Annotated in this window: 11 protein-coding genes; 3 read left to right on the forward strand and 8 right to left on the reverse strand. The window is 69.3% G+C overall.

Going from position 1 to position 15,964, the window contains the following annotated elements; all coding sequences use genetic code 11:
- Nucleotides 1–23 precede the first annotated feature (23 nt).
- The 5 genes from VFK57_05540 to VFK57_05560 are packed head-to-tail and all read right to left on the reverse strand — an operon-like array spanning nt 24 to nt 8,578.
- Entirely contained in the window at nt 24–3,005 is a 2,982-nt protein-coding gene (locus tag VFK57_05540; protein ID HET7695152.1) for a protein kinase, read from the reverse strand.
- 21 nt (nt 3,006–3,026) lie between these two features.
- A complete protein-coding gene (locus VFK57_05545) occupies nt 3,027–3,512 on the reverse strand; it encodes a DinB family protein (protein ID HET7695153.1) in 486 nt (161 codons plus the stop codon).
- A complete protein-coding gene (locus VFK57_05550) occupies nt 3,512–4,411 on the reverse strand; it encodes a hypothetical protein (GenBank protein HET7695154.1) in 900 nt (299 codons plus the stop codon). Before VFK57_05550 ends, VFK57_05545 begins: the two co-directional genes overlap by 1 nt.
- A 14-nt stretch (nt 4,412–4,425) precedes the next feature.
- Nucleotides 4,426–5,703, reverse strand: a complete 1,278-nt coding sequence (gene odhB / locus VFK57_05555) for a 2-oxoglutarate dehydrogenase complex dihydrolipoyllysine-residue succinyltransferase (protein HET7695155.1) — start codon at nt 5,701–5,703, stop codon at nt 4,426–4,428.
- 49 nt (nt 5,704–5,752) lie between these two features.
- The gene (locus VFK57_05560) at nt 5,753–8,578 is read right to left on the reverse strand and encodes a 2-oxoglutarate dehydrogenase E1 component (GenBank protein ID HET7695156.1); all 2,826 of its coding nucleotides are present in this window, start codon (nt 8,576–8,578) and stop codon (nt 5,753–5,755) included.
- A gap of 24 nt (nt 8,579–8,602) precedes the next feature.
- Here VFK57_05560 and VFK57_05565 point away from each other — a divergent pair, with 24 nt between their 5' ends.
- Complete coding sequence (locus tag VFK57_05565) at nt 8,603–8,884, forward strand: hypothetical protein (GenBank protein ID HET7695157.1); 282 nt, start codon at nt 8,603–8,605, stop codon at nt 8,882–8,884.
- A 37-nt stretch (nt 8,885–8,921) separates the two neighbouring features.
- A complete protein-coding gene (locus VFK57_05570) occupies nt 8,922–9,752 on the forward strand; it encodes a glycoside hydrolase family 16 protein (GenBank protein ID HET7695158.1) in 831 nt (276 codons plus the stop codon).
- Between the two features lie 43 nt (nt 9,753–9,795).
- Here VFK57_05570 and VFK57_05575 read toward each other — a convergent pair whose 3' ends face one another.
- Entirely contained in the window at nt 9,796–12,171 is a 2,376-nt protein-coding gene (locus VFK57_05575; GenBank protein ID HET7695159.1) for a DNA topoisomerase IV subunit A, read from the reverse strand.
- A gap of 288 nt (nt 12,172–12,459) precedes the next feature.
- Here VFK57_05575 and VFK57_05580 point away from each other — a divergent pair, with 288 nt between their 5' ends.
- A complete protein-coding gene (locus VFK57_05580) occupies nt 12,460–13,371 on the forward strand; it encodes a PhzF family phenazine biosynthesis protein (protein HET7695160.1) in 912 nt (303 codons plus the stop codon).
- Here VFK57_05580 and VFK57_05585 read toward each other — a convergent pair.
- Together VFK57_05585 and VFK57_05590 are read right to left on the reverse strand one after the other, a co-directional pair.
- Nucleotides 13,368–14,969 (reverse strand): AarF/UbiB family protein, encoded by a 1,602-nt coding sequence (locus tag VFK57_05585; GenBank protein HET7695161.1) that lies wholly within the window; start codon nt 14,967–14,969, stop codon nt 13,368–13,370. The genes VFK57_05580 and VFK57_05585 overlap by 4 nt on opposite strands.
- A gap of 90 nt (nt 14,970–15,059) precedes the next feature.
- Nucleotides 15,060–15,929, reverse strand: a complete 870-nt coding sequence (locus VFK57_05590) for a hypothetical protein (GenBank protein HET7695162.1) — start codon at nt 15,927–15,929, stop codon at nt 15,060–15,062.
- Nucleotides 15,930–15,964 lie beyond the last annotated feature (35 nt).

Genomic DNA, 15,964 nt, shown 5'->3' on the forward strand with positions numbered 1-15,964 from the left:
GGACTGCGAAACCGACGCCTATTCTATCGCGGAACGATCCACGTGCCCGAGAGGCGATCCTGTATCGCGCGCGACGGGCGGAGGATCGCCCACGCCGCGCCCGCCGCGAGCACGGCGACCAGCAGCAGATCGAGGACCATGAACCCATAGCCGCCTTTCGTGATGTCCGGGCCGTACTTGAACGCAAAGAACAGCGCCACCATCGGGCTCCACGTGACCGCCGCACGCCACAGGCCGCGCACCCGCGAGATCCGCTTGCCCTTGCGGTTGACCAGCGCCGCGCCGAAGGGCCTGAACGTGAAGCCGCTGCCGGTGGCGAGCGCGCCGATCCCCGCAAACACCGCGATGGCGATGAACGTGCCGCCAAACGTCGCGACGACGATTCCCGCGAGCGCGCGGGCGCTGGCGAGTTTGGCGAGCCCTTGCGCCTGGCTGGCGAGAATCGGCGCCACGGTCGCTTCCGCACGCTGCACCTGCTCCGGCGTTCGCTGGCGATGCCGCTCGACCGCGCGGCGCGCCCGCTGCCGCCCGCCGCGCGCGCCGATCTTGATGTTCTGGTTCTCCCACGTGGCGGAGCGCTCGATCGTCCGCGCCATGTGCTCGGCGAGATAGACCTCGATGTCGTCGCGCCGCTGCTGGACGGCGGGGTCCGGCTTGTCGGCCAGCGACTCCTCCGCCTCCTCCAGCTCGTCGAGCAGCGCTTCGAGGCTGAAGAGCGTGCGATCCGCCAGCTTGCCGTTGCTGACCAGGGCGATCGAACCGGCGGAGATCAGCGTGATCGCGATGGGTCCGGCGGCGCAGACCGCGATCTGCCCGGCGCGCCGGGATCTCGAGACGGAGGCCGGCGTCTCCCCGACATCGTCGAGCCCTTCGAGAATCGCCGTGCCCGACGCGAAGCGCCCGTCCCGGAGCGAGAGCAGGAACGCCCGGGCCCGGAGCGGCAGCGGCGTCTCCGGCCCCATCGTCTGCGCCTGTTCGAAGGGAATGCCGAGCAGTGCCGCCGTCGCGATGCCGTGGAGGAACTTCTGGACGCCGGCGAGATCCGCCGGTGCCGGCTCCTGCTCGACCGCCGGCGGCCGCCCCGGCGCCGGCCACTCGAGCAGGCGTGCGTGACCATCAGCGCCTATCCACACTCGGGACGGCATCAACGGCGGGAGCGATCCATCCTCGAGGGCGGCCACCGCTTCGCGGGTGAGATCCGCGACCCAGTGCCGGACACGGGACCACGGCTGTGGTGCCGGAAGCCGCATGTCGAACGGCTCGCCTTCCAAAGCCTCGTACGCGTCCCAGCACTCGTTCGCGTCGCGCCGCCCGGCGAGCCACCGCAGCCTCGCGGGGCGTCCGAGGTCGCGGCGTCCGGCCGGCAACGGCGGCGTCCGCGGCGGCAGCAGCTCGATCCAGACGCGGCGATTCAGCCGATCGTCGAATCCTTCCACTCGCGCCGGTTCGCTCACGGCCGCCGGCGTTCCGGCCGGCACGAGGAACGGACCGATCCGATCGCTGGGCTCGAACGGGGCCGCCGCCTCCACCACCGTGCGGGCCGTCCGCTCGCGCGCTTCGGCGCGCGCGCGGCGGCGGACGACGCGCGTGCTGGTGAAGCGGTCGTGGAGCGCGGTGTAGCCGTTCTTCCGGCGAGCCGGATAGAACAGCAGCGCCAGCCACAGCGCCGCCATCGTCGCCGTCACGGCACTCGTCGACACCGCAGGATTCGCGAGCAGCATCAGGGAGGCGGCGACCTGCTTGACCAGCTGCAGCGGCCCTTCGAACGCGAGCGCGCGCAAGGCGGCGCGCCGGAACCCGGGGCTCACCTGGTGTTCGTCGATCACGCGAAGGCCCAGCAGCGCCTTGCCGGCGCCGGCGCCCCACACGCCTTCGCACCAGCCGTAGTAGAGCACCGCGATCGCGACCGTGGCCGCGGCGACGATGAATCCGTCGGCGCGATGGTCGAACACCGGCCGCAGCTGCAGCAGAAGGTTGACGGGAATGAGCGGCAGGCCGAGCAGCCAGGTGTCGAGGATGCCGGCGACCGTGCGGCGAACGATCGGCGCGGTGGTCACGCGCGCCGAGCCGAACGGCTCCAGCGCCGTCCGCAGCGCGGCGTAGTTCGGGTACCGCTCGGACGGCGTCTTCGCCAGGCACTTCGCGACGATCGCCGCCAGGCCGCGCGGCAGGTCCGGCCGGATCTCCGTCAGCAGCGGCGGCGGCTCGGACGCGACCTTCTTGAGCAGCGAGGTCGTGTCACGATCGTCGAACGGCGCGCGCCCGGCGAGGAGATAGAAGAGCGTCGCCCCCACCGAGTAGATGTCCGAGCGGACATCCAGGCTCTCGCCGCGCAGCTGCTCCGGCGAGGCAAACCCCGGCGTGCCCAGAATGGTCCCGGTGCTCTTGTGGTCCCGGTGCGCGGCGACCGAGAGGCCGAAGTCGCCGACCAGCACGCGGCCGTCGCGGTGCACGAAGCAGTTCGACGGCTTGATGTCGCGGTGCAGGATGCCGATCTCCGCCGCAGCCTCGAGGCCGGGAATCACCTGCAGGATCGCGTCGACGGCCTGCGTGCCGGGCATCTTTGCTCCCGGCACCACCAGGTCCTTCAGCGTCCCTTCGGGCACCAGCTCCATGGTGATGACCGGGAACCCCTGGATTTCGCTCGTGCCGAAAACGTAGACGCAGTTCGGATGGCTCAACGACGCGGCGAGCTGTCCCTCGCGAAGGAATCGGGCTCGTTCCTCGTCGTCGCCCAGGCCGCGCGAGAGCAGCTTCAGCGCGATGCGGCGGCCGCTCTCGATTTCCTCCGCCTCGTACACCTGCCCCATCCCGCCCTTGCCGAGCGGGCGGACGATGCGGTAGCCGCCGAACTGCTGGCCGCCGGAGAAGAGAAACGGGAGGTCCGCGGGCATCCCGGTCGCCGTCGGCGACATCGACCGGGTCACGCCGTCCGACGACCACATCGCCGCGAAATCGGTATCCTGCGGCCGGGTGTCGTCGCGCCTGTCGTCCGGCGGACTCATCGAGCTGTTCGCCCGCCCATGCTAGAGACCGAGCACCTTCTTGAGGATGGCGATCTGCCCGGAGTGGTAGGCGTCGTGCTGGACGATGCCGTGCAGCAGCTCGTAATAGGTGACGCCGGTGCCGAGCTCCCGGTTGCGCGGATCGTTGGTCGGCTGCAGCATGCGATCGTCGGCGAGGCCGGCCACCACGGCGACGAGGGCGCGATGGGCCTCGTCGAACGCGGCGAGCGCCGCCTGCCACCGGGCTTCGGTCGCATCGCCCACCGCCGGCCAGTCGCCGCCGGCGGGTTCGCCCGCCGGGTTGCCGGCGGCGCGGCGGGCCACTTCGTTGCGCCAGCCCGTCATGTGCAGCACGATTTCCCAGATCGAGTGCGCGCCGTTCGGCGGCCGGCGCGCCGCCTGGTCCCAGGTGACGCCGCGGAGGACCGCCTTGACCGGCGATCCATGCCAGGGATCGCCGTCGTGCGCGCGCTCGAGTTGATCGATTAATCGAGACGTTTCGGACATCAGGGAACCTTGACCACCTGGACGAAATCGACGCGTGCGGTCGACGTTCGTCCGTCGAAGATGCGCAGGTAGGAGAATCCGCCGCGCAACCGGCCGAAATCGTCCACCGATGCCGACAACGCCGTCACGCGATCGGCGATCCGCCCACCCAGTTCGTCGCGGCCGCCGGTCAGCTCGATGCTTCGCGCCCGCGCGGCGCCGGCGACGGGAATTCGCGTCGAGACGGGAATCAGCTCGCCAGCAGCCTCGTTTGCGCCAACCGACAGCGTCAACTCGATGTACTCCACGTAGCCGGGGCTGTTGAACAGGCCGCACAGCGGCCTCCCGGTCTCGTCGACACAGTCGCGCACCAGATAGAACCCTTTCCACGTCCCGCCGAGATCGGCAACGAAGGCGTCGAGACTCTGCCGTCTCGCGGACACGATGCTGCCGTCTCCCTGAGAGACGTACTTGTCGAGAGATGAAAGCAGCGTGGTGCGCTCGAACCGCATCGCGCCCCGGAGTCCGGTTGCCGGATCGAGGCGCAGCGAGGGAGCCGCGAATGTCACGGAGCCCCGCGCGCCGCTGGTGCCGCCGGTTGCCTCGCTCCCGGCGAGCGAGAGCGATCCGTCCGGCTGGACGTCGCCGGCGACTTCCAGGCTGCCGCCGTACTGCGAGGCAAAGACACCCACCACGTGATTCAGCGTCTGCCGGAGCCGCAGCGAAAACGGATCGTCGCGATCGATCCTGCCCGAACAGTGGAGACCCGCGCAGGCCTTGTATGCGAACGTGCCGGACCAGTAGCCCGAGAAATCCGCGTACGCCACGACAGCCGGCGGCGGCGTTGCGGGTGATGACGGCGCGGACGGAGCCTTGCTGCAGGCGGCAAGCACGCAGAGCGCGGCGGCGGCGCGGCGCATTCGTACCTCCCTGTCTATTCGATCAGGAGCGCCCCGGGGTCCTCGACGAGCTGTTTCACGCGCACCAGGAACTGAACGGCTTCGGCGCCATCCACGATCCGGTGATCGTAGGTCAGCGCCATGTACATCATCGGCCGAATCTGGACCTGTCCGTCCACCGCCATCGGCCGATCCTTGATCGCGTGCAGGCCGAGAATGCCGACCTGCGGCGGATTGAGGATCGGGGTGCTGAGCAGCGAGCCGAACACGCCGCCGTTGGTGATGGTGAAGGTGCCCCCCTTCAAATCCGCCAGCGACAGCGTCCCGTCGTCGGCCGCCTTCGCGAAGGCGCGGACCTTCTGTTCGATCTGCGCGAACGACATGCGATCGGCGTCGCGCAGCACCGGAACGACGAGACCTTCGGCGGCGCCGACGGCGATGCCGATGTCGAAGTAGTGCTTGAGCACCATTTCGTCTCCCTGGATCTCGGCGTTGATGCGGGGGAACGCGCGCAGCGCGCCGATGGCGGCCTTGACGAAGAAGGAGGTCAGGCCGAGCCCGACGCCGTAGCGCTCCTTGAACGGTTGCTTGTGCCGCTCGCGGATCGCCATCACCGCGCTCATGTCCACCTCGTTGAAGGTGGTGAGCATGGCGGCGGTGCTCTGCGCCTCGACGAGGCGCCGGGCGATCGTGGCGCGGCGTTTCGACATGCGCACGCGCTCTTCCGTGCGATCGCCCGCCGTCGCGCCGGACGGCGCTTCGACGCGGTTCGGCGCAGGCGCCGGCCGCGCGGCCTGCGCCTCACCCTGCGCTGCGGGAACGGCGAGGGCCTCGACGTCGCGCTTCATCACGCGCCCGGCCTCGCCGCTGCCGGCCACCTGCTTCAGATCCACCGACTTCTGCTGCGCGGCGTTGCGTGCGGCCGGCGTGGCGCGCTTCTTCTCGTCGGAGACGGATGCGGGTCGTGCGTCGGGTCTCGCGGCGGCCGCCGGGGATGCCGGTTCGCCCGCAGGCGCGGGCTTCGGCGGCGGCGCACTCTGCGGCGGCGCTTCGGCCCTGGGCGCCGCAGCGGCACCGCCGTCCTCGATCACGCCGAGCACTTCCCCGACCTTGACGTCCGCGCCGTCGCCGTGTGCGATCCTGCCGAGCACCCCGCCCTGCGGCGCGGCGACCTCGAGGTCGATCTTGTCGGTCTCGAGCTCGACCAGCGGCTCGCCGACCGAAACGGCGTCCCCTTCCTTCTTCAGCCAGCGCGCGACACGCGCATCCACGATCGACTCGCCGACTTCCGGAACTACGACGTTTGCGGGCATTTTCCAGGAGCTCCCACTCCGAACCGCCAAGCGCTAATTACCGCCTCTTCTACCCAGCGACCTGCTCCGGTGTGGGCCTCGTGCCCGGCCTGGCGCGGCCGGCGGTGGTCTTCGAGGGCGCAAACGCGGCGTCGATCAGGAGCTGCTGCTGCCGCGCATGACGCGCCGCCGAGCCTTCCGCGGGACTGGCGCTGCGCGGCCGCGCGATCGCCCGCACCGGCCGTCCAGCCGCCAGCTCCACGAGGTGAGGACGGATGAAGTCCCAGGCGCCCATGTTCTCGGGCTCTTCCTGGACCCAGATGATTTCCTGCGCGGACGGATACGCGTCCAGCAGGGCGCGCAGGCTCTGCGAGGGCACCGGATACAACTGCTCGACGCGGCCGATCGCCAGATCCCGCGCCGCGGCGCGCTGGTCGCTGCCGGCGAGGTCGACGTAGATCTTGCCGCTGCACAGCAGCACCCGCCGGATCTCGCCGGCGCGGCCGCGCGCGTCGTCGTCGTCGATGACCGAGCGGAAGCGGCCTTCGGCCAGCTCGCGCGGCGCCGACGCGACCATCGGGTGGCGCAGAAGGCTCTTCGGGGTCAGGATGACCAGCGGCAGCGGATCCGTGAGCAGCAGGGCGGCCTGCCGGCGCAGCAGATGGAAGTACTGCGCCGCGGTGGTGCAGTTCGCGATCCGCATGTTGATGTCGGCGGCGAGCTGCAGGAACCGCTCGGGGCGGGCGCTGGCGTGATCGGGCCCCTGCCCTTCATGCGCGTGGGGCAGCAGCAGCACCAGCGACGGCCGCTGTCCCCACTTCACGCGCGCCGAGGTGATGAACTCGTCGACGATGACCTGGGCGCCGTTGATGAAATCCCCGTACTGCGCTTCCCAGATCACCAGCCGGGCCGGCGCCTGGATGTTGTAGCCGTACTCGAACCCCAGGGCGCCGTTCTCGGACAGGGGACTGTTGCAGATCTCGAAGCCGGCGCGCGCCTGCGGCAGCGCCTGCAGGGCGACGTGCGTCTGGCCGCTGCGCACGTCGTGGAGGACGGCGTGGCGGTGGCTGAACGTCCCGCGCTCGACGTCTTCACCCGTCAGGCGCACGGCGGTGCCGTCGGCGAGAATCGACGCGAGCGCAAGCTCCTCCGCCAGCGACCAGTCCACCGTTCGCTCGTCCGGCTGGTCCAGGGCATGCGTGCGCTTTTCGCGAAGCCGCTCGAGCTTCTTGTGAACGGTGAAGCCTTCAGGAACGGTGAGCAGCGCCCGATTGAACTCGCCCAGCCGGTCGATCGGCACGGCGGTGTGCGCGCGCGCCGCCGCGCCGGGCGGCGGCACCGCGGGCATCGGCTCGACGAAGTGCTCCTCGGGCTGCAGCCGATCGAACGTCTGCTGCAACTGGTTCATGTACTTCGCCACCAATGCGCCGGGAACGCCTGCCTCGATCACGCCGCGCGAGACCAGCGTGCGCGCCCAGATTTCCCGGACGGTCGGGTGCTCGGCGATGGTGTGGTACATCACGGGCTGGGTGAAGCCCGGCTCGTCTCCTTCGTTGTGCCCCCAGCGGCGGTAGCCGACCAGATCGATGAGGAAGTCGCGGCGGAAGCGCATGCGATACGCGATCGCGAGCCGCGCCGCTTCGACGCAGGCGACCGGATCGTCCGCGTTGACGTGCACGATCGGGATCTTGAATCCGCGCGCCAGGCCGCTGGCGTACGACGTGCTGTAGGACTCGGTCGAGTCGGCCGTGAACCCGAGCTGGTTGTTGACGATGATGTGAATCGTTCCGCCGGTGTCGTAGCCGGGGAGCCGGCTGAGGTTCAGCGTCTCGGCGACGATGCCCTGGCCGGGAAACGCGGCGTCGCCGTGGATCAGGATCGGCAGGCTGCGCGACGGGTCGAACCTCGGCGCCCCGCGCCCGTCGGCGCGCGTGCCGGCGGCGCGCGCCATGCCGACGACCACCGGATCGACCGCCTCGAGATGGCTCGGGTTCGGCGGCATCGAGACCTCGAGCGCGATCTCGCGGCCGTCCTTGATGGCGCGGTGCGCGCCGGCGTGATACTTGACGTCGCCCGCCCACGCCATGTCTTCGCGGAAGTTGCGCGACGAGAGCGGATCCTTGAACTCGGCGAGGATCTGCTCGTACGGCTTGCAGAGCACGTGCGCCATCACGTTCAGCCGGCCGCGATGCGCCATGCCGATCAGGATCGATCCGACGCCGGTTTCGCCGGCGTCGCCGATCACCTCGTCGAGAATGGGCACGAGCATGTCGAGCCCTTCGATCGAGAAGCGGGTCTTCCCGGGAAAGGTGCGGTGCAGGAAGCGCTCGAACACCTCGACCTGCGTCAGCCGCTCGAGCAGCGCCACCGGATCGATCGGGTCGTGCGGCTCGCGAAAGCGCCCCTCTTCCGCGGCGCGGCGCAGCCATTGCCGCTCCTCGGGCACGAACACCTGAGCGTAGTCGTAGCCCGTGGTCGAGCAGTAGACGCGCCGCAGCGCGGCCACCAGCTCCTGCATGCTGCCGGCCTGCGCGGTGAGCGGCGAGTTCACCAGCGTCGCGGGAATGCGGCGGAGATCCTCTTCGGTCAGGCGGTGCCGCTCGGGACGAAGCGTCGGATCGCCGATCGGCGGTGTACCGAGCGGATCGAGCTGCGCGGCGAGATGGCCGTAGCGGCGGATCGACTGGGCGAGATTGACGGCGGACACGGCGGCGCGCAGCGGGACGCCGGCGTCGGAGCCCGGCGCCTCAGCTGGTGCGTCTTCGGCCGGCGGCGTCCACGACTCGAAGAACGCGCGCGTTTCGGCGTCGACGGACGCCGGATCGTGACGAAAACGGTCGTAGAGCTCGAGTACGTAGCCGCGATTGATGCCGGAAACGTCCAGCCACCCAGACATATCCTTATAATCCTACCCTGAGTAATGGGACGATTCTTCGCAGCGCTGAAGGCTGGAGTGAAGGGTTTCAAGACCGCGAACGATCCGGCCGAGTTCACCGTCGCCGGCCGGCCGGTGCGGTGCCCGCACTGCGGCGAGACGAAGTTCGCGCAGGACGACGCGCTCCTGAACACGCGCCTGCGGTCCGTGTTCAACGTCGACTGGGCCGATCCCGTCGCGACGATTCTGATCTGCGCCGAGTGCGGCCGCCTCGAGTGGTTCCTCAACGAGCCGACACCGCGCGCCAGTCGATCCGCAAAGCGCTGACCGGATCCGCCATCGCGCAGGTTCACTGGAATCCGAGATGCGACATCTCACCGGAATCGCCGTCCTCGCGCTCCTGCCGCTGGTCGCCACGGGACGCGCCGATCCGCAGGCCGCTGCCGTCACGTTTGCCGAGGAGTTCTCGGGGCCCGATCTGGATCGGACCCGATGGAACGTGATCACGACCGGCCGTACCGTCAACGACGAGCAGCAGGCCTACGTCGATTCTCCGGAGGTGCTCTCCATCGAGGACGGCATGCTCGTCATCCAGCCGCGATTCCGGCCCGGGTTCAAGACGCCGGAAGGACGCGCGTTCGATTTCGTGTCGGGGCGCATCGACACACGCGACAAGTTCTCGTTCACCTACGGGCGCGCCGCGGCGCGGATGAAGCTGGCGGCCGGCGCGGGGCTGTGGCCGGCATTCTGGGCGCTGGGCGGCGGGCGCTGGCCGGACACCGGAGAGATCGACATCATGGAGAACGTCGGGGATGCGGGGTGGACCAGCGTGGCGCTGCACGGCCCGGGCTATTCGGGCGATACGCCGCTGGTCAGGCGGACGCCGATGCCCGCGCCTGCGGATGCGACCGCGTGGCACGTCTATGCGGTGGACTGGAGCACCGATGCCCTGGTGTTCACCGTGGACGGCCGCGAGGTCTATCGCGCAACCCGCGAGATGGTGGAGCGCTTCGGGCGGTGGTCGTTCGACAACCCGAAGCACCTGATCCTGAACCTCGCGCTGGGCGGCAACTATCCTGCGGCGGTCAACAGGACGGCGGTGCCGTATCACGGGCTGCCGGACTCGACCGTTCGGGCGATCCAGCGCAGCGAGGCGCGCATCCTCGTCGATTGGGTCCGCGTCAGCACGAAATGAGCCGGCGCCGGCGCGCGCCGCGGCCGTCGGACGTCTCAGCTCCCTATTCGAACGGCGGCGGTGCGTCCGGCGTCGGCGAGATCACCCGGGTGAACTGACCGCGCTGCAGCAGCTCGCGCCCTTTGCCGCCGCGCCCCGTGACCTCGTACTTGGCGGTGCTGATCGTCTGCTCGGCGCCGCGGCTCGTTTCGACGGTCAAGAGGTCGCGATCGCCGGTCGAGGCGATGAAGCCCAGCACGCGATCGTCTTTCGACGCCAGCTTGATCAGGATGACGCCGCGGCCGGGGCCGGAGAGGAAGTTCACTTCCTCCGCCCTGGCGAGCAGCCCGCGCGCATCGCGCGTTGCCGCGATCAGCACCTCGCCGCCCGACAGGCGCGAGACCCCGACCACCTCGGCTCCTTCCGCCGTTCGCGCGAACCGCCGGCCGGCCCGCGTGCTCGGTTCGACGAACGGCTCCAGCGAGAAGCGCAGACTGTAGCCGTCGCTCGTGACCGCCACGGCGTGCACCTTCGGTTCGGCCCCTTCCTTCTTCGCCGTAATCTCCCCCGCGACCCGCGGATCGAGGCTCAGCGCCGCGACGATCCGCTCGCCGTCCTTCAGCTTGAACAGCCGCTGAATCGGCTCGCCATAGCCGGTGGACGCCGGCACGTCGGCGATGCGCGCCGAATAGGCGACCCCGAAGTTGCTGAAGAACACCACCGTCGCGCGCGTGCTGCCCGCCAGCGCGGCGAGCACCGAGTCACCCTCCCGCAAGCGGGTGGTGGCCACGTCCTTCACTTCCTTCTGCCGCTTGATCCACCCGTCGCGCGAGACGATGACGACGTTGTCCTCCTCGACGATGAAGTCTTCAGCCGTGTACTCGGCTTCCCCTTCATCGCTCGAGATGCGGGTGCGCCGCGGGTCGCCGTACTTCTTCTGAATCTCCTCGATCTCGATCTTGACGATGTCCCAGCGGCTCTCCTCGCTCTTGAGCAGCGTGTTGATCTGCCGCGCGCGCCGGCGCTTCTCTTCCAGCTCCTTGCGGATGACGAGGATCTCCAGCCTGGCGAGGCGGTAGATCTTCAGCTCGAGGATCGCGTCCGTCTGCTCGGCGTCGAGACTGAAGCGCTTCATGATCGCCTGCGCCGCATCCGCCTTGCCCTCCGAGCGGCGGACGATCTTCAGGATCTCGTCGAGCGCGTCGAAGACCTGCTCGAAGCCTTCGAGGATGTGAATCCGCTTCCTGAGCGCCTCGAGCTCGTGCTCCAGCCGGCGCGTCACCACTTCCAGGCGGAAATGGAGGAAGTAGAAGAGCATCTGGTGCAGATCCAGGCGCTCGGGCCGTCCGACTTCCGGATTGCCTTCCGTCGGCACCAGGCAGGTGAGATTCACCGGGAAGTTGGTCTGCAGCGGCGTGTGCTTGAAGAGGTACGCCATCACCATCTTCTCGTCGGCGTCCTTCTTCAATTCCAGCGCGATCCGCACGTCGTCGGTGGACAGATCCTTGACGTCGAGCAGCGGCGGCAGTTTGCGGCTGGCCGCGATCTCGCCGATCCGCTCGACCAGCGTGGCCTTGTTGACCGTGTAGGGAATGCTGGTGACGTAGACCGTCCTGGCGCCGCGCGTTTCCGGCCCGCTCTCCCAGGTGCCGCGGAGCCGGATCGCGCCGGAGCCGCTCTTGTAGATCTGTTTGAGCTCCTCCGCGGAGTTGAGCATCTCGCCGCCGGTGGGAAAATCCGGTCCTTTCACGTAGCGCGCGAGCTGCACGCTGCTCAGGTCCGGGTTGTCGAGCAGCTTGACGAGCGCCGTGCACACCTCCGACAGGTTGTGCGGCGGAATGTTGGTGGCCATGCCGACGGCGATGCCGGTGGCGCCGTTGATCAGGAGGTTCGGAATCCGCGACGGGAGGACCACCGGCTCGGTCTTCGTGCCGTCGTAGTTCGGCCGGAACGCGACGGTCGCCTGGTCGATCTCGGTCAGCAGCTCGTCGGAGACCCGCGCCAGCCGGCACTCGGTGTAGCGCATGGCCGCGGCGCTGTCGCCGTCGAGCGATCCAAAGTTGCCGGAGCCGTCGATGAGCGGGTAGCGCAGCGAGAACGACTGCGTCATCCGCACCAGCGTCTCGTAGAGCGCGACGTCGCCGTGCGGATGGTAGCTGCCCATCACGTCGCCGACGACCTTGGCGCACTTGCGGTGCTTCACGTCGGCGGTGAGGTTCTGCTGCCACATCGTGTAGAGGATGCGGCGCTGCACCGGCTTCAACCCGTCGCGCACGTCCGGCAGCGCACGCGAGGTGATCACCGAGAGGGCGTAGTTCAGGTACCGCGTCTGCGCCGCTTCGTGGAGCGGAACGTGCTCGTCGCCGGGGGGCGGCTGGGTATTGTCGTGATCGACGACGTCGAAGAGAGACGCGTCGCCGGATTTCTTGCGTTTGGCCATGGGTGCTGAGCGTCAGGATAGCAGCTTGCGGCGCTGAGACAACGGAGGTGGACGGAGGGAACGGAGCCCAACACGGAGGAACGGAGGGAACGGAGGGGAACGGAGGGGAACGGAGGGGAACGGGAGGGACTTGGGATCTCTTCTGCACAGAAGGTCCTTTCGCCAATTGGCTTGGGCTTGTCGGGGGAGTCCCGGGTAGGCTGTGCTGACTCCGTTCACCTCCGTTCCCTCCGTTCCTCCGTTTTTGTTATCCGTTGTCTCCGTCGGACTCGCACAGGCGCCACGATCATGAGCAGCTTCCGTTACCTCCACTACGACGTCTTCACCGACACCGCCCTCGAAGGCAACCAGCTCGCCGTGTTTCCTCAGCCGGCGGGGCTGACGACCGGGACGATGCAGGCGATCGCGCGGGAGATGAACTTCTCGGAGTCGACGTTCATCTTTCCGTCCGAGACGCCCGGCACCGACGTCCGCATGCGCATCTTCACGCCCGCCGAGGAGCTGCCGATGGCCGGCCATCCCACCATCGGGAGCACCTTCGCGCTGGCGCACGAAGGCGTGATCCGCCGCGGTCAGCAGCAGTTCGTCTTCGGGCTCGGCGTCGGCCCGACGCCGGTCTCGCTCGAGTGGAAAGGGGACGCGCTCGATTTCGCGTGGATGACCCAGAAGAATCCCGCGTTCGGCGGTGAGGTGAGCGACCGGGCGGCGTTCGCCGGAGCGCTCGGCGTGTCTCTCCAGGACCTCGCCGCGCCCGCGCCGCAGGTGGTGTCGTGCGGAGTGCCGTTCCTGTTCGCCGCGCTCGGCACGCGCAAGGCGGTGGACGGCGTGTCGGTCGATCCCGCGGCGTTCCGCGAAGTCTGCCGGGCGTCGGGGATAGACGAGCTGCCGCTCTTCATCTTCACCACCGACCGGACGGGATCGGCGGCGGACGAAGCCGTCTACAGCCGGATGCTGGCGCCCGGCTTCGGCATCGCCGAAGACCCGGCGACCGGCGGAGCGAGCGGGCCGCTCGGGTGCTACCTGTACAAGCACCAGATGATCGATCGCGGAAAGCTGGCGCACGCGATCAGCCTGCAGGGGGTGAAGATGAAGCGGCCGAGCCGCATCCACATCTCGATCGAGGCCGCCGGCGGGGCGATTACCCGCGTGCGCGTGGGCGGGCGCAGCGTGCTCGTCGGGGAAGGGCGCCTGACCTTCTAGCTTCGCTGATCGCTGCGGAGGATCTGCACGACCATCAGCGATCCGCCCACCGCGGCGCCGAGGAAGAACAGCATCGCCAGTCCCGGATAGCCGAGGATGCGGAAGCTGGTCTCGACCCGCATCAGCATCGCGGCGCCGATGATCATGGCCGCGAGGATCAGGCCGAGCGTGATCCGGTTGGCGACCTTCTGCAGGCCGTCGAGCACCGCCCCCTCGTCGATCAGCTCCACCCGGACCTTCATCTGCTGGTCCGCGACCGCGTCCAGGATGCGGTTGATCCGGCCGGGCAGCCGCTCGGCGAAGCTCTTGGCCTCGAGCAGCGACGAGAACGCGGCCGCCGGCGTGACGCTGCGGCGCATCCGCTCCATCATCAGCTCGTTGGCGTTGCGGCGCAGCGACTCCTGCACGTCGAAGTCGGGAGCCAGCGTGCGGCCGACTTCATCGAGATTCAGCAGCGTCTTGCCGAGAAGCGTGAGCTCGTTCGGCAGCCGCACCCCGCAGCTCACCGCCGCGTGCGCAACCGCGAGCATCAGCGTGCCCGCCGGCGTGTCCCCGATCTTGCTGTCGCGGCTGCGCACGATCACGTCCGCGATCCGGCGGCGGAATGCCGGCTCGTCGAAGCCGTCCAGCCGTTCGCCCATCTCGAGCGCGAGGTCCGACGCCTGCTCCGTGCGCCCGTCGGCAACCGCAAGCAGGAAGTTGAGCAGATTCTCCTGCAGGTCCGGCGAGAGCCGGCTCGCCATCCCGAGGTCGATCAGCGCCAGCCGGCGATCGTCGGTCAGCAGGACGTTGCCCGGGTGGGGATCGGCGTGGAACATGCCGTCGAGAATCACCTGGTGCAGGTACGCCCGGAACAGCTCCTCGGCGAGATCCCGCGATCCCGCTTCGGCGAGTACCAGCGGACTGACGGCGGTGATCTTCTGTCCGCTGATGTAGTCCATCGTCAGCACGCGGGCGCCTGAATAATCGGGAACCGGCTGCGGGACGACGATGCGCCGGAAGCGGGCGAGGTTCCGGCCGATCTCGACCATGTTCTGTGCTTCCATCCGGTAGTCGAGCTCGCGCAGCACCGACTGGCGCAGTTCTTCCACCACGCGCAGCAGGCTGGCGCGGCGCGCCTGGTCGGAATGGTGCTCGAGGAACCCGGCGAGGTCCTGAAGCGAATCCATGTCGCGCAGCACCTGCTCGCGGACGTTCGGCCGCTGCACCTTGACGGCGACCTCGCGCCCGTCCCTCAGCGCGGCGCGATGCACCTGGCCGAGCGACGCGGCGGCAATCGGCGCGCGGTCGAAACGCGAGAACGCCTTGGAGAGCCGGACGCCGAGCTCCTCGTTGACGGTGCGCTCGACGTCTTCGTAGGCGAACGGCTCGACGGCGTCCTGCAGGCGCGACAGCCCGCGCAGGGTGTCGGGCGGGAGGAGATCGGACCGGGTGGAGAGCAGTTGACCGACTTTGACGAATGCGGGTCCCATCTCCTCGAGATCGCCGGCCAGTTCGGCGCCGGTGCTGAACACGAGGTCCGACCGGCCGTACTTGAGCAGGAGCGCGGCGATATCGCGGTAGCGGCGCAAATGGTCGAGCTTCAGCGACAACCCCATCGGTTTCACCCGACGGGCAGAAATTGCAATCGCTGAGCCACACGGCGCGGGTGGGTGAAAACGCCTCGACTGCCGCGCCGTGCGGACCGTCTAGCGCTCGTTGATCGTGACCGGCCCGTTCACCGTCGAGAGATGCACCGTCACCGGCTCGGCGCCGAGCCGCAGCATCCGCGCGCGTTCGTCCCAGTCGCGCACGCCGCCGCGGCACGCCGCCGCCCGGCAGCTCCAGGGCGAGTGCGAGGACGACGAGATCTCGACGCCGGTCTGATAGTCGGCGGGAACGGTGACGGTGAGCGGACCGTTGCCGGCGCGCGCCGTGAGGCTGCCGTCCCAGCGCCGGCCGGTGAGCCGCACGCTGACGGGACCGTTCGAGGTCTCGACGTCGAACGTGCCGCGGCCGCCCTCGACGCTGACCGGTCCGTTGGCCGCGCGTGCTCTCACGTCGCCGTCGACGCGCGCCAGCGAGATCGGACCGTTCGACGCGCGCAGCGTGAAGGTGCCGGCGAGATCCCTCACGCCAATCGGCCCGTTCGTCGTCTCGGCGTCGACCGAGGCGCCGTCCGGCGCCTGCACGATCAAGTGGACGCTCCAGTTGCGGACCTCGCGCCCCTCCCCGCCGGAGAGGCGGACGCGGTTCCCCGCGACGTCGAGCCGCACGCTGTCTGCCGCCGCCTGCGCGTCGGCGAGCGTCGCGGCGCCGGCGCTGACACAGGCGGTGACCGCATATTCGCCTCCCGGCCCCCGCTCGATGCGCACGCCGCCGTTCGCGCCGGGGCGCACTTCGAGCGCACCCGCGGTCACGGGCACGCGCACGTGCTGGACCGAGCGGCCGACCTCCAGGTCGCCGTACGTGGTGTTCACTTGCGAGCAGTCGGCGGCCTCGAGCTGGACCGGACGATTCTGTGCGGGCGCGCCGAGGGCGAGGGCCAGGGCGCTGGCGAGAGCTGCGGTGCGAAACATCGTGGACACCTCCGTCCACTCCACTTGGACGGAGG

Source organism: Vicinamibacterales bacterium (assembly GCA_035699745.1).
GTDB lineage: Bacteria > Acidobacteriota > Vicinamibacteria > Vicinamibacterales > 2-12-FULL-66-21 > JAICSD01.